Below are 13,539 nucleotides of genomic sequence, written 5' to 3'. Positions count from 1 at the left end.
TTATTTGAATTCGTCGGCGAGAGAGAGAGAGCCTGACGTCGCCGCCTGTCATAGGAAGCAACGGGGCATAGGGTAAAATTTGCAACAAATGGATGCATGACACAGTTGGTCGTGGTCCTTTGCTGAATTTGGCGTTTCGCGCGGATTGCGTGATGCGTCCTTTGTTGTCCTTGCATGCCGATGCGTGTTTTTTGCCGATGAGTGTTCCTCCCGTTACTGCAATGCCCTCTGGCCGGCTGCGTGTCGGCCCGTGCGTGGTCGACGTTGCCTCGCGCGAAGTGCATGCGCCCGGAGCCAGACGTGTGGCGCGGCTGGCGCCCAAATCCCTGGCGGTCTTGCTGAGCCTGGCGCGGCAGCCGGGGCAGGTGGTCACGCGTGAGCAGCTGCTCGCTGACGTGTGGCCCGATACCTTGCCCACCAACGATGTGGTTACCCAGGCGGTGACGCAGCTGCGCAAGGCGTTGGCCACTCATGGGAGCCAGCGCTCGGAGCACATCGAAACGATTGCCAAGACCGGCTATCGGCTGATGGCGCCGGTGGCGTGGGAGACGGAGAGTGACTCGCTGGTGGCGCAGGTGCCTGGCGCGCAATCGCCGTCGCATGCGCAGGCGCCCTCAGTTCTGGATGCAGCGCTGCCCGCGCCTGCAGCGCGCGTGAGTGCAACAGCGCCGACCATCCCTGTTCCCGCACCGGCGGCAGGCCCATCTTTGCGCGCTGCTGCGATGACGCCGCGGTGGCGGCGCTGGATGGCCTTGGCGATCGCGGGTGTGGCCTTGCTGGCGGTGCTCGGGCTGGCGCTGCGCGCGCTCTGGCTGCATGTGCCGGCCGACCCGGTGGCGACATCGAGCGCGGTGCCGGGCAGCCCCAAACGACCGTATCAGGTGATTACCGCAGGCGGCGGATTCGATCTCACTCCCAGCCTGTCGCCGGACGGCCGCATGGTCGCGTATGCATCGTTGACCAGCGATCGTCCGGGGACGTCGATCCTGGTCAAGACGACCGACAACGCCTACCCGCGCGTGCTGGAAACACCGGCGCCCGGCATCTCCGATCGCCTGCCTGCGTGGTCGCCGGACGGCCGTGAGATTGCGTTCTCCAGGCAGGCTCCGGATGGAAGCTGCAGGGTCATGATTGCGGCGGCAAGCGGCCCGGCCGCAGCGCGCGAGGTGGTCCGCTGCGATGGCGCGGACATGCTCAGTTTCAGCTGGTCGCCCGACGGGCGTGCGTTGTTGTTCGGCAGCATGACCGGCGCACAGGAGGGCGCGCGGATTCGGCGCCTGGATCTGGACACCGGGCAGTGGCAGGCGCTGCGCTACAGCGCGGAGCCGGGCGACTTCGACTACGCGCCGCGCTATTCCCCGGACGGGCAGTGGATCGTATTCCTGCGCAACCCGCAGCTTGGCGACCTGTGGCGGATGCCTGCGCAGGGCGGCACCGCCGAGCGGTTGACGCATGACAATGCCGATATTCGCGGTTGGAGCTGGTTACGCGACGGGAGCGGGCTGGTATTCGGGCGCCGCGTGGATAGCGAGGCGCGTTTGTATCGGCTGGATCTGGTCGATCGCAGCCTGCATGACCTGGGCGTGGACGATGCGCAGGCGCCGGACGTGGCGCACGACCACCTGGTCTTCGTGCAGCGCAAGCCGCAGTTTGGTGTGTATCAGGTCATTCATGACCCCATGAATGGCGGCTACATCCGGCGCCGCCTGTTTCCCTCCAGCGGGCGCGATGACCAGCCGATGATCGCGCCGGACGGTCGCCAACTCATCTTCGCCTCCAACCGCTCCGGTGCATATGGGCTGTGGTGGGGCGACGTCACCCAGCCCAGCTCGGTGCGGCTGATCGAAGGCCTGCGGCCAGATGCGCGGCAGGCGGCGGATTGGTCCGCCGACTCGCGCAAGGTGCTGGTCAGCGGCAGCGATGCCGACGGGCATGCGGCGCTGTTCGAAGTGACCCCGGGGACTGGCAAGGCCGTGCGCCTTGCGGTGCCCCAGGCGCGGCCGTTGCAGGCGATCCATCTTCCCGATCCTGATCGCTTGCTGGTCGTGGCTGCGGCCGACGATGGCCACACCTTCGCCACGCTGTACGACCGCCGCAGTACGCCGTGGCGCGCGCTGGCCACGCTGGCGGACGTGTCGCAGCTACGGCTGGACCGGGTCAGCGGGCAGGTGCTGTTCACGCATCTGAGTGGCGGCGGGCTGTGGCAGATCGCGCCGACGCTGGCGGCCGATACGCTGCGGCCGGTGGACCCGCAGCAGCCGACGCGTTGGCGGTATCGCAGCTGGGCGCCCGGAGCCAATGGCCAGGTGCACTACCTGTCGTCCAGTGACAGTTGCGCGACGCATGACAGCGAGCTGCGCAGCCAGCATGCGCAATGCCTGGACGTAGCGAAGTTCACCACCATCAACGGTTTCAGCCTCGACCAGCGCAGCGGCGCGATGTATGTCGCGCTGGCGGAAGAGGACGGCAGTTCGATCGCCTATATGGCACTGCCCGAACGTTCGTCAGTCTCTGTCGGCTTCATATCCAACTTGTTGACGATATTGAGAAAAGTCGCCTCGTAATTTATTCGGAAAGGCTTCGGATCGATTTCGGCACACCTTCGTCGGAACTTCCTGACTCACGCCAGATTCGGCAAAACACTACGCCCTCTTTTGTAAACGGGGCTGCCAACATGCAACAGGTCATCACTGCCGATCGCGGGCTCGCGCTGTCATTGGACGGCGCCGGCGAGTCGACCTCGACCACGTGTCTGGCAGTGTCGCGTCTGGGCAGCATCCGCACGACGTCCGCCACCTTCACGCTGTGGGTGCAGCTGCGCGGCCGTGCCTGGGTGGAATCCAAAGAGGGCCGCTTCCGTTTGCGTGCCGGCGACTGGATTGCCTTCGACAAGGATTCGCACCCCACCGTGCAGGCCGATCGCAGTGCCCTGTGCGTGGGCGTCAGCCTGGATGGCGACAGCCTGCAGTCGCTGGCCGAGTTGACCGATGCCACGCTCTACCCGGGGCGCAGCCACTTGTCGCGCAGCGATCTGCGCATCGCGTTACGGCTCTGGCGCAATGCGGCCCTGCAGAACGGTGGCGCGTCCGCGCGCCCGTTGTTGCTGCACCTGGCGGCGATGCAGCGCGACTTCATCGAACAAGAGCAGCGTTGCCCAGGTCGCTCGCGTAGCCGCCGCCGTCAGGTGTTCGGTCGCATGCAGCGTGCGCGGCTGTACCTGGAAGGCAACAGCGACCGGGTAGTACGCATCAGCGAACTGGCGCAGCTGACCAACTTCTCCAGCTGGTATGTCTCCAAGACCTTCCAGAGCCTGTACGAAGAGAGCCCGCAGGCCTTATCGGCCCGCTTGCGCCTGGAGCGCGCCTCCGACTTGTTGCGCGATACCTCGATGATGATCGGCGAAGTGGCAGCCGCCAGCGGCTTCGACAATTGCTGCAGTTTTGCGCGTGCATTTCGTGCGCGCTTTGGTGTCTCCGCATCGCACTACCGCGACCAGGCGACCAATCCGCCAGATTCGGCAAAGCCACGTAACGTGACGCGCAAAGCGACGGCGTTCACGCAATCGTAATTTGCACAGGGGCGCTTAACGCGCCACTAACGAACCCTGGAGAGATTGATGAACCTTCGCACTTCCGCAGTGCGGCTGGGCCTTTTGCCCGCCGGTATTGCGATCGCGTTGACGCCGGCTTTTGCCGCCAATGCACAAGAGCAGTCCGCCGCCCCGTCGACCACGACGCTGGACCGCATCGAAATCACCGGCTCGCGCATTCGCTCGGTCGACGTCGAAACCGCACAGCCGGTGTTCACCGTTACCCAGCAGGACATCCAGAAGTCCGGCCTGGTGAGCGTTGGCGATATCCTCCAGAACCTGTCGATTGCCGGCACGCAGACTTACAGCAAGGCTGCCGTGCTGACCTCGGACCCGGAACAGGGCGGCCAGTACGTCAATCTCTACAACCTGAACGAAAACCGCACCCTGGTGTTGGTGAACGGCAAGCGTTGGACCAGCAGCCTGAACGGCCTGACCGACATGTCCACCATTCCCAGCTCGCTGATCGAGCGCATCGAAGTCCTGAAGGACGGCGCCTCGGCGATCTACGGCTCCGATGCCGTTGCCGGTGTGGTCAACATCATCCTGCGCCAGAACTATGACGGCGCGGAAGCGTCGGCGTATTTCGGCCAGAACGGTCGTGGCGACGGTTCCAAGGAGCAGTACTCCTTCACCGCCGGCACCACCACCGACCGTGCCTCGCTGGTGTTCGGTGCCAACTACACCAATGAAGATCCGGTGTGGGCCAAGGATCGCGCGCTGACCCGTTATTCGGCCGGCCCGAACCACATCGAAGACAGCCTGAGCGCGACCGGTCCGTGGGGCCGTTTCACCTCTAACGGCGAAACCTACATCCTCAACCACACCGGTTCGTTCGACGGCCGTGGCGTGGGTGCGGATTCGCGCAACATCGCCAACTACCACAACGACATCACCACCGACGACTACTACAACTCCGTCGACCAGATGATGTTGCAGCAGTCCAGCCGCAACAAGTCGATCTTCACCACCGGCAGCTACAACCTGACCGACAGCCTGACCTTCAAGTCGACTGCGATGTACTCCGAGCGCGACTCGAACCGTCAGATCGCCGGCTACCCGCTGCAGGCGTCTTCGCAGCCGCAGTTCCCGGTCGCCATCAGTGGCAGCAGCTACTACAACCCGGTCGGCCAGGACATCACCAGCTGGTTCCGCCGCACCATCGAACTGCCGCGCACCACCGAAAGCAACGTCAAGACCCTGCATTTCGATGCGGCGCTGGAAGGCGTATTCGACGTTGGTAGCCACGGCTGGAACTGGGACGTGGGCTTCAACTACAACAAGTACGATGTGACGCAGGTGTCGCGCGGCAACATCAACTTGCTGGCGCTGCAGAAGGCACTGGGTCCTTCGTTCCTCAATGCGCAGGGTCAGGTGCAGTGCGGTACCGCAGCGGCTCCGATCGCCCTGGGTACCAGCAATGCGCTGGGCCAGTGCACCCCGTTCAACATCCTGGGTGGCCCGTCGGCCTCCACGCCGAACGCGCTGCAGTACATCAATGCGCTGGGTCAGGCAACGCAGCAGAGCCTGAGCAAGCAGTGGACCGCCAACGTCACCGGTGGCCTGTTCGATCTGCCGGCCGGTGAGCTGGGCTTCGCCGCAGGCGTCGAGCACCGCGAAATCAGCGGTTACGACTATCCGGATCAGCTGTCCAGCGCCGGTTACACCACCGACCTGGCTGCACAGGCCACCGAAGGTCGCTACCAGACCAATGAAGCCTACCTGGAGCTGTTGATCCCGGTGTTGAAGGATCTGCCGGGCGCCAAGGAACTGTCGTTCGACGTGGCTGCGCGCTACAGCAACTACAGCCGTTTCGGCGACACCACCAACAGCAAGTTCAGCTTCACCTGGAAGCCGATCGACGACCTGCTGGTGCGTGGTACCTACGGCACCGGTTTCCGTGCGCCGACCCTGTCGGACACCTTCGGTGGCGGTTCGCAGACGTTCGATACCTTCACCGATCCGTGTGATGCGACCTTCGGCTCGCTGGGCAACGCAGGCGTGGCAGCACGCTGCGCCGGCGAAGGCCTGCCGGCCGGTTACCGTCAGACCGACACCGCGGGCAACCCGGTGACCCGTCGCGACGTGCAGGGCAACGCGCCGTTCAATTCGGGCGTGGGCAACGCCGAGCTGGAGCCGGAATACAGCATCACCCGTACCGTGGGCATGGTGTACAGCCCGCATTGGGTGCAGGGTCTGGATTTCTCGCTGGACTGGTATCGCATTTCGATCTCCAACATCATCACTTCGCTCACTGCCAATGATGTGTTGAACAACTGCTACCTCAACAACCTGGCCAGCTACTGTGCCGACTACGGTCGCGACCCGATCAGCGGTCAGGTCACCACGCTGAGCCGCGGCAACGTCAACCTGGGTCGTCTGGAAACCGAAGGCTACAACTTCGGCGTGCGTTACCGCATGCCGGAAACCGCCTACGGCAAGTTCGCCGTCAACCTGGACACCAACTACCTGGCAACCTACAAGTCGCAGGCGGAAGCCGGCGCCGAGTGGGCAAACGCGGCCGGTTACTGGAACTTCCCGCGCGTGCGTGCCACCTTGGGTCTGGACTGGTCGCTGGGTTCGCTGTCGGCCAACTGGAACCTGCGTTACTACGGCGGTTTCCGTGATTACTGCTGGGATGCAGCGGCAGGCATCGAGTGCAACAACCCGAACTACCAGACGCCGAATCCGGGCTGGGGCGGCGGCACCGGTTCCAACAAGAAGGGCTCGATCTCCTACCAGGACGTCTCGGTCACCTGGCAGGCTCCGTGGGATGGCAGCGTGACCGTCGGCGCCCGCAACATCTGGAACAAGCAGCCGCCGATCACCTACTCGATCACCAACAGCAGCACCGCGGCGATCGATCCGATGCTCGACTACGACCGCTTCCTGTTCGTGCAGTACAACCAGCGCTTCTGATCATCGAAGCGATGTAAGTGTGTCGAAAGAAAGCGGGCCGAAAGGCCCGCTTTTTTTGTGCCCGCCACTGAGCGTGCCTTCCGTGCGGCGGGCCTATGAGGCGCGCTGGTGAGCGCCAAGCTGCTGCATCTCCGGTGCGATGCGTACGCGCTGCTCCAGCGCCTGTGGAGGGCTTGCTGCGCACACCACTGCGGTGCGTGGGGGATTTACTAGCATCCGACTGCGTACGAGCAGTCCGATATGGACTGATGCCGGTTACCAGCGTCACCACCGCAGGTGCCTGAAGCCATGGCTGGTGCCATGCTTGGTCCAAAGGCCAATCGCTACCGCGTTGGGATGGATTCGGCTGCATCATTGCAGGGTCTGCATGTCCGTTGGGTCCTGCCACGCGCGGAGTTGCTGACCCTGCAGGCCGGCGCCCTGCAGATGCGCGTCGTGCATCCTGCCCGCGTCACGCTGTGGCGAAACGCCAAAGAAAAAGGCGCGATGTCATCGCGCCTTTCATCCTTCAATCGCTGCGTTTACCGCCGCCGCTTATGCCTCGGCAAGCCCCAGCAAGGTATCGGCCTGCTCGCGCCAGGCCGGCAGGCGGGTGATCACGCCCACCTTGGACAGATACTCTTCGTCCACCGCTTCGCCGCTGGCCAGGGCGGTGGCCACGTGCACCGCGCCGGTGACCCAGAAGCTGCGCAGGCTGGAGCGCTGCGGATGCCGATGGAACGCCACTGCCTCGATGATCGGCATCGGCAGGCCCCACAGGCCCAGCAGATACGCGCCGGCTTCGGTGTGGCCCAGGCGCTCGTCGCCGCCTTCCAGCAGCGGCTCGCGCTCGTCGCGCACGCCGGGCAGCAGCAGGCCGATATCGGCCAGCAGGGCCGCCGTGGACCCCAACTCTGCACTGGTCGGTGGCAACACCTTTGCTGCCAGTCGCGAAGAGAGCAGGGCGCGACGCTGCATCGCGCTACGCTCGGCCGGGGTCAATGTCTGTACCGAGAAGACTTCGCTGGCCAGCACCAGATCGCGCAAGGTCGCCACGCCCAGACGGGTTACCGCGGTCCGCAGGTCGGTGATGCTGCGGCCGCCGGAAAAGAACGCCGAATTGCACAATTGCAGCACCTTGGCCGCAATCGCCGGGTCGCCGGCGATCAACTTGGCGATGTCGGCCGCATCGGCGCCATCGTCTTCTTCCAGCGCGTGCATCAGACTCAGATACAGATGCGGCGGCGAGGGCAGTTTTTCGATGCGACCGATGGCAGCGCGCAAGCGCGGGTTGCTGAGCAGGTCGCGCAATTCTTCCAGGCTGGTTACCGCCTCGAGCAGCACTTCCGGGGCCAGTGGCATCGGCAGGAAACGATGGGCCACGCCGATGATGCGGGCCGGCGGCGTGCGCTGGCCATCCTGCGCATCGATCAGCGCGATCCGGATGGTGTCCGGGCGCAAGGTGCGGATCTGCCCCAGCAAGGTGGCGGCAGTCAGGTCCGGCAACACCGGTGCAACGATGACCGCATCGAACGGCGACAACGCGGCAGCTTCGATCGCCGAATTTCCATCGGCCACCTGCTGCGCCTGCCACTGATCGCCGAGATCGGCGACATAGTCGATCAGGTCGGACGGAAGACTGGCTTCGTCCCCAACAAACAGAATACGCAAGACACTTCCCCAGAAGTCACCGGCGGCGGACGCCGGCCAAACGCAGTCGGCAAATGTACCCAATCTGCCGAAGGCGGTCACCGGGATCACGGCAAAAGCGTGATCCCGGTCGCTCCGCAGTGCGGAGCAGTGTCACAGCCAACGGCTCAGGGCGCGTCGGAATTATAGCGTTCGACCGACTCGACCAGGATGCGCTTGGCCTCGGCCGCGCCGCCCCAACCGTCGAGCTTGACCCACTTGCCCTTCTCCAAGTCCTTGTAATGCTCGAAGAAGTGGCCGATGCGCTCCATCCAGTGGCTGGAGACCTGGTTGATGTCTTCGATGTGCGCGTAGCCGGAGAAGATCTTCTCGATCGGCACCGCCAGGATCTTTTCGTCGCTGCCCGCTTCGTCGCTCATGCGCAGCACGCCGACCGGACGGCAACGCACCACCGAGCCCGGGACCAGCGGCAGCGGCAGCACCACCAGCACATCGGCCGGGTCGCCATCGCCGCACAGGGTGTTGGGCACGTAGCCGTAGTTGCAGGGGTAACGCATCGGGGTCGACAGGATGCGGTCCACGAAGATCGCGCCGCTGGCCTTGTCCACTTCGTACTTGACCGGTTCCGAATCCTTGGGGATTTCGATGACTACATTGATTTCTTCCGGCAGATTCTTGCCAGAGGTGACCAGTTCAAGGCCCATGCGGGTAGCTCCGAGACGTCAGCAGTGTGTGGAGCGCGATTCTACGCGTTCGGCTGTTGCGCTGCAGCGACACTGAATGGGCAGTCTTCTGAGGGGGCGATGCGGCATAGCCCGCATTCATCGCGAGTGGCTTCCCGATCGTTGCGAACGGGCCGGCGGCGCAGGCTGCAGGCTCATCCACCGCTCGGGAAATCGTCATGACCAGGCTCACGCGTTTGCTCGTCGTCTTGCTGCTGTCTCTCGCTGCACAGGTTGCCGCCGCGGCAACACCGCCGCTAACGTACGTCGATGCGGTGGACTGGCCGGCCAACGGCGAGGGCTGGGAGCCGTTCATCGATCTGGAGCAGCGGCTCGACCGGGATTTCGACGACATCTGCGGCGACACCTTCTGCGGTGGCGAATTCAGCGACTACCAACCGCTACGCTTTCGCTGCTCGGTCCACCGCGTCACCGGCGTGGTGCGTAGCTGCATCTGGACCTTCGGTGCCAGCGAGGTCAGCGTCGACCCTGGCAGTGGCTACCTGCGTTCGAATAGCCGAGTCTGGCGTTGCACGGCGCCCTTGAAGGCCGGTACCCACCTGGACGAGCTGTATCGCACGTTGGCGGTGACCAATCCGCTGTTCGAACCGTTGCCGGGCGGCGCACCGCCGATTTACGACGGTTTGATCGGCTGCCTGTGACCGATGGTCGCGGCGCGCGCCTTTTGGGCAAGTCAGGGCTCTCCAGTCAGAGCCGCGTGTCCGGCGGCAGGTGAGTGGTGACACGACGGGACCATCGTCATGCGGGTCGGCCCTGCCTGGACGCAGGCGCGGGCAGGGACCCTGCCTCCGTCCTGGCGCTCCAAGCGTTGCCGTTGATCGCCATAGGGTTTGCACAGGCCGCAGGCTCCGTGCCTGCGGCCTGTGCAGCCGGTAACGTGGCGCTAGGTCACGCAACCCCGGTGACCACCTGCCTACAGCAGCGGCACCAGCAGCAGGGCCACGATATTGATGATCTTGATCAACGGGTTGATGGCCGGCCCTGCGGTGTCCTTGTAAGGGTCACCCACGGTGTCGCCGGTGATTGCCGCCTTGTGCGCCTCGCTGCCCTTGCCGCCGAAGTGACCATCCTCGATGTACTTCTTGGCATTGTCCCAGGCGCCGCCGCCGGTCGTCATCGAAATTGCCAGGAACAGGCCGGTGACAATCGTGCCGATCAGCAAACCGCCCAGCGCGCGTGGTCCGAGCAGTAATCCGACCACGACCGGAACCACGACCGGCAACAGCGAAGGCACGATCATTTCGCGGATGGCCGAGCGGGTCAGCATGTCCACCGCACGGTCGTATTGCGGCTTGGCGGTGCCGGCCATGATGCCGGGGATTTCGCGAAACTGGCGGCGTACCTCTTCCACCACTGCACCTGCAGCGCGGCCGACTGCTTCCATCGCCATCGCACCGAACAGATACGGAATCAATCCACCGATCAGCAATCCGATGATCACCGTGTGGTCGGACAGGTCGAAGGCGAAAACCTGGCCGGGATTGGCTGCCTGCAGGTTGTGGGTGTAGTCGGCAAACAACACCAGCGCTGCAAGTGCGGCCGAGCCGATCGCATACCCCTTGGTGACCGCCTTGGTGGTGTTGCCCACCGCATCCAGCGGGTCGGTGATATCGCGCACCTCCGGCGGCAGCTCGGCCATCTCCGCGATGCCACCGGCGTTGTCGGTGATCGGGCCATAGGCGTCAAGCGCCACGATCATGCCGGCCATCGACAGCATTGCCGTGGCGGCGATCGCAATGCCGTACAGGCCTCCAAAGTGGAATGCACCCCAGATGGCCGCGCACACCGCAATGACCGGTAGCGCGGTGGACTTCATGGAGATGCCGAGTCCGGCGATGATGTTGGTGCCGTGGCCGGTGGTACTCGCCGCTGCAACGTGCTGCACCGGTGTGTATTGCGTGCCCGTGTAGTACTCGGTGATCCACACGATCAGCCCGGTAAGCACCAGGCCGATCAGCGCGCAGGCATACAATGCGGCAGCGCCATGGAGGTTGTCGCGCATCAGCGATTGGGTGATCGGCCAGTAGGCCAGCGCAGCCAGCACGCCGGACACGATCACGCCCTTGTAAAGCGCTCCCATGATCGAGCCACCGGCTTTGACCTTGACGAACGTTGCGCCCACGATCGACGCGATGATCGACACGCCACCGAGCACCAGCGGATACAGCACGGCGTGCGGGCCGGCCTCGGCCAGCGTCAGGCTGCCGAGCAGCATGGTGGCGATCACGGTGACCGCATAGGTCTCGAACAGATCCGCGGCCATGCCGGCGCAGTCGCCCACGTTGTCGCCGACATTGTCCGCAATCACCGCCGGGTTGCGCGGGTCGTCCTCGGGAATGCCGGCTTCGACCTTGCCGACCAGATCCGCACCCACGTCCGCGCCCTTGGTGAAGATGCCGCCGCCCAGGCGCGCGAAGATCGAAATCAACGACGACCCGAAGGCCAGCCCGACCAATGCATGCAGGTTCTGCTCCAACGGCAGTCCCATGGCCTGCAGCACCGCGTAGTAGCCGGCCACGCCGAGCAGGCCCAGCCCCACCACCAGCATCCCGGTGATCGCGCCGCCGCGGAAAGCCACATCCATCGCCTTGCCGATCCCCTGCCGCGCGGCCTCGGCGGTGCGCACATTGGCACGCACCGAGACATTCATTCCGATATAGCCGGCCAGCCCCGACAACACGGCACCCAGTGCGAACCCGATTGCGGTGTACCAGCTCAGAAAAAGTCCGACCAACACGAACAGCACACCACCGGCAATCGAGATGGTGAGGTACTGCCGGTTGAGATACGCGCGCGCACCTTCCTGGATCGCCGCGGCGATCTCCTGCATTCGCGTGTTGCCGCTCGGCTGGGCGACCACCCAGCGCGCCGACACGATTCCATAGACGATTGCCAAGACCGCACAACCCAGCGCGAGCAACAACCCGTAGTGTTCCAGCATGACCCCTCCCAGAGAATGGATGTCATCCGGTCGGGATGAACCAGGGGCGATGCACACGACGAGTGACAGCCAATACGGACTCGACGGCCGCAAGGGCCACAATGCGCGTCGCGATGTTCAGGTGGCCGGATCGCGACCGAGTATGCGCCGCGACTTGCAGACCTGCCACCCTCAGGGTTTTGGCGCGTGGTTCAGTTGCCGCGTGACAGCCTGCGGCCAACGTGATCGAGCCGATCCAGGAGTCTCCATGTCGAACCCTACCGCGTCCAGGCATGCCGCGCTGCTTGCCACCCTGCTGCTGACCGGCAGCGCATTCGCCGCAGAGCCTGCGCCAGAGTTGAAGGCGCGTGCGCCCGGTACCGCGCAAGCTGTCGGTGCCGTGCATACCTTGCGACAGATCCCGGAAGCCTGTGCACGCCTCGAAGGCGTGTTCACCGGCAACGCCGCGCAGCCGTACACCTTGTCTGTCGTGCGGAGCAGCCCCAACTGCCAGCCCCGCGCACGCTTCGTTGACTACGCCAAGGCCGCTCCCAGCGTCGCGTCGGGCTGGATTTACAACGACGTGATCCGCGTCCCCAGCGCCGCCTGCCCAACTCAGCAGGCAGTGGTGCGCATCTGGCGCAAGCCGGTGGACGCCAAGCCGCAACTCGATGGCCAGGGCCAATCGCGCATCTATCTGGAAGACGCCAAGCAGCAGGCAGCCGCAGGCAAGATGCCGCAGGTGCCGATGTTCGCCGCGCAGCAAGTCATGGAAGGCAAAGCCTGCCAGTGAGGTAAGGCTGGGTGACTGCAGTGATACCGCCTCTGGCGCGCCCGTGGAGCAGGGAAGCCCCCTCATCAGACGGCCCATTCCCTGGCAGTAACGCCAACCCAATGCCCGGTTGATGCCTGCTGCCAGGCAGGGCCAGGCCCGGCGACGTGTCTGGACCTGCCTGTTGCGATGCCGAGCCGGCGGTCTGTGTCACGTCGATGGCGGTCCAGTGCGTCTTTATCGAATAACCCGCATGAAGCAATTGCGTCATTTCCCCGTGCTGCTGGTGGCCCTCGCGCTGTGGCATCCGTTGTCGGCGCGTGCAGCGGCCAGCATGGTCGTCGACGATGCGAGCGTTACGCCGCGTGGCCAGTGTCAGTTGGAGGCGTGGTGGCGGGCGATGCCGGCCAGTGCGTCAAGCACGCTGGTGCCGGCTTGCAATGTCGCTGGCACGGAGATCGCCATGGGCCTCAGCACTATGCGGCACGGTGCGACGTCCGTGGATATCGGCGCAAAGCGGGTCCTGCGCGATCCCGATCACCACGTCCTGGGCCTGGCGTTGTCAGTGGGCATGCAACGGTCGTGGCAGGATCCACACCAACGTGCCAGCTACATCACGGTGCCGTTGACCTGGTCATTCGGCGAGGCCGCGGCCACGCGACTCCACCTCAATGCCGGCCTCGTTGCATCCCATGCCGGGCCAGACACTACCAATGCCGGTATCGGAGTCGAGCGCACCGTCACCGCGCCATGGATCGTGCTGGGCGAGGCGTTCGTCGACGATCATCGCGGGCAGGGGGGGCAAGTCGGACTGCGCAGGCTGGTCGGCAAGGCATCCAGCATCGATCTGGTCGCCGGCCGTGACCGTCTCAACGCACCACGCGGATGGATCACGCTGGGCATCAACGTGGGGATGGCGCCATAACGCCGCTCGCCGGATCGAGGCGCGAGACACAGCTGGGTGGGC

9 protein-coding genes are annotated in these 13,539 nt (G+C 64.7%); 6 read left to right on the top strand and 3 right to left on the bottom strand.

The genetic code is table 11. The features are described from left to right. Positions 1–221 precede the first annotated feature (221 nt). The 3 genes from ACCQ12_RS16230 to ACCQ12_RS16220 all read left to right on the top strand — a co-directional run bounded on the left by ACCQ12_RS16230 (position 222) and on the right by ACCQ12_RS16220 (position 6,508). Complete coding sequence (locus tag ACCQ12_RS16230; RefSeq protein WP_372382243.1) at positions 222–2,564, top strand: winged helix-turn-helix domain-containing protein; 2,343 nt, start codon at positions 222–224, stop codon at positions 2,562–2,564. Positions 2,565–2,674: 110 nt separating this feature from the next. Next, positions 2,675–3,568, top strand: coding sequence for a helix-turn-helix domain-containing protein (locus ACCQ12_RS16225; protein WP_184367575.1), 894 nt, complete (start codon positions 2,675–2,677; stop codon positions 3,566–3,568). Positions 3,569–3,616: 48 nt separating this feature from the next. Next, entirely contained in the window at positions 3,617–6,508 is a 2,892-nt protein-coding gene (locus ACCQ12_RS16220; RefSeq protein ID WP_372382242.1) for a TonB-dependent receptor plug domain-containing protein, read from the top strand. 534 nt (positions 6,509–7,042) lie between these two features. On the opposite strand, the gene ACCQ12_RS16215 is transcribed toward ACCQ12_RS16220, so the two are convergent. Both ACCQ12_RS16215 and ppa read right to left on the bottom strand, forming a co-directional pair. Further along, on the bottom strand, positions 7,043–8,158 hold the full coding sequence (locus tag ACCQ12_RS16215) for an HDOD domain-containing protein (RefSeq protein WP_039407294.1): 1,116 nt from the start codon (positions 8,156–8,158) through the stop codon (positions 7,043–7,045). 146 nt (positions 8,159–8,304) lie between these two features. Then, positions 8,305–8,841, bottom strand: a complete 537-nt coding sequence (ppa, locus tag ACCQ12_RS16210; protein WP_005990841.1) for an inorganic diphosphatase — start codon at positions 8,839–8,841, stop codon at positions 8,305–8,307. A gap of 197 nt (positions 8,842–9,038) precedes the next feature. On the opposite strand from ppa, the gene ACCQ12_RS16205 reads away from it, so the two are divergent. Next, positions 9,039–9,521: a hypothetical protein gene (locus ACCQ12_RS16205; RefSeq protein ID WP_372382241.1), complete on the top strand. Its 483-nt coding sequence runs from the start codon at positions 9,039–9,041 to the stop codon at positions 9,519–9,521. A 272-nt stretch (positions 9,522–9,793) separates the two neighbouring features. Here the strand turns inward: ACCQ12_RS16205 and ACCQ12_RS16200 are convergent, their stop codons facing one another. Continuing rightward, positions 9,794–11,821 carry a sodium-translocating pyrophosphatase gene (locus ACCQ12_RS16200; RefSeq protein ID WP_166745263.1) on the bottom strand — a complete coding sequence of 676 codons (2,028 nt, stop codon included), beginning with the start codon at positions 11,819–11,821 and terminating at the stop codon, positions 9,794–9,796. A gap of 247 nt (positions 11,822–12,068) precedes the next feature. On the opposite strand from ACCQ12_RS16200, the gene ACCQ12_RS16195 reads away from it, so the two are divergent. After that, a complete protein-coding gene (locus ACCQ12_RS16195) occupies positions 12,069–12,593 on the top strand; it encodes a hypothetical protein (protein ID WP_166752147.1) in 525 nt (174 codons plus the stop codon). A 232-nt stretch (positions 12,594–12,825) separates the two neighbouring features. Beyond that, positions 12,826–13,497, top strand: a complete 672-nt coding sequence (locus tag ACCQ12_RS16190) for a PA4824 family protein (RefSeq protein WP_372382240.1) — start codon at positions 12,826–12,828, stop codon at positions 13,495–13,497. Positions 13,498–13,539: the final 42 nt, after the last annotated feature.

The sequence above is a fragment of the Xanthomonas sp. NCPPB 1068 genome (genome assembly GCF_041479385.2).
Lineage (GTDB): Bacteria > Pseudomonadota > Gammaproteobacteria > Xanthomonadales > Xanthomonadaceae > Xanthomonas > Xanthomonas cannabis.
This window is presented reverse-complemented; position numbering and strand designations above follow the sequence as displayed.

What these genes read in the sequence shown, in the direction of transcription:
- ACCQ12_RS16195 (WP_166752147.1), top strand. Translation starts at nt 12,069, where the DNA reads ATGTCGAACCCTACCGCGTCCAGGCATGCCGCGCTGCTTGCCACCCTG.
- ACCQ12_RS16205 (WP_372382241.1), top strand. Translation starts at nt 9,039, where the DNA reads ATGACCAGGCTCACGCGTTTGCTCGTCGTCTTGCTGCTGTCTCTCGCT.
- ACCQ12_RS16220 (WP_372382242.1), top strand. Translation starts at nt 3,617, where the DNA reads ATGAACCTTCGCACTTCCGCAGTGCGGCTGGGCCTTTTGCCCGCCGGT.
- ACCQ12_RS16190 (WP_372382240.1), top strand. Translation starts at nt 12,826, where the DNA reads ATGAAGCAATTGCGTCATTTCCCCGTGCTGCTGGTGGCCCTCGCGCTG.
- ACCQ12_RS16230 (WP_372382243.1), top strand. Translation starts at nt 222, where the DNA reads ATGCCCTCTGGCCGGCTGCGTGTCGGCCCGTGCGTGGTCGACGTTGCC.
- ACCQ12_RS16225 (WP_184367575.1), top strand. Translation starts at nt 2,675, where the DNA reads ATGCAACAGGTCATCACTGCCGATCGCGGGCTCGCGCTGTCATTGGAC.
- ppa (WP_005990841.1), bottom strand. Translation starts at nt 8,841, where the DNA reads ATGGGCCTTGAACTGGTCACCTCTGGCAAGAATCTGCCGGAAGAAATC.
- ACCQ12_RS16200 (WP_166745263.1), bottom strand. Translation starts at nt 11,821, where the DNA reads ATGCTGGAACACTACGGGTTGTTGCTCGCGCTGGGTTGTGCGGTCTTG.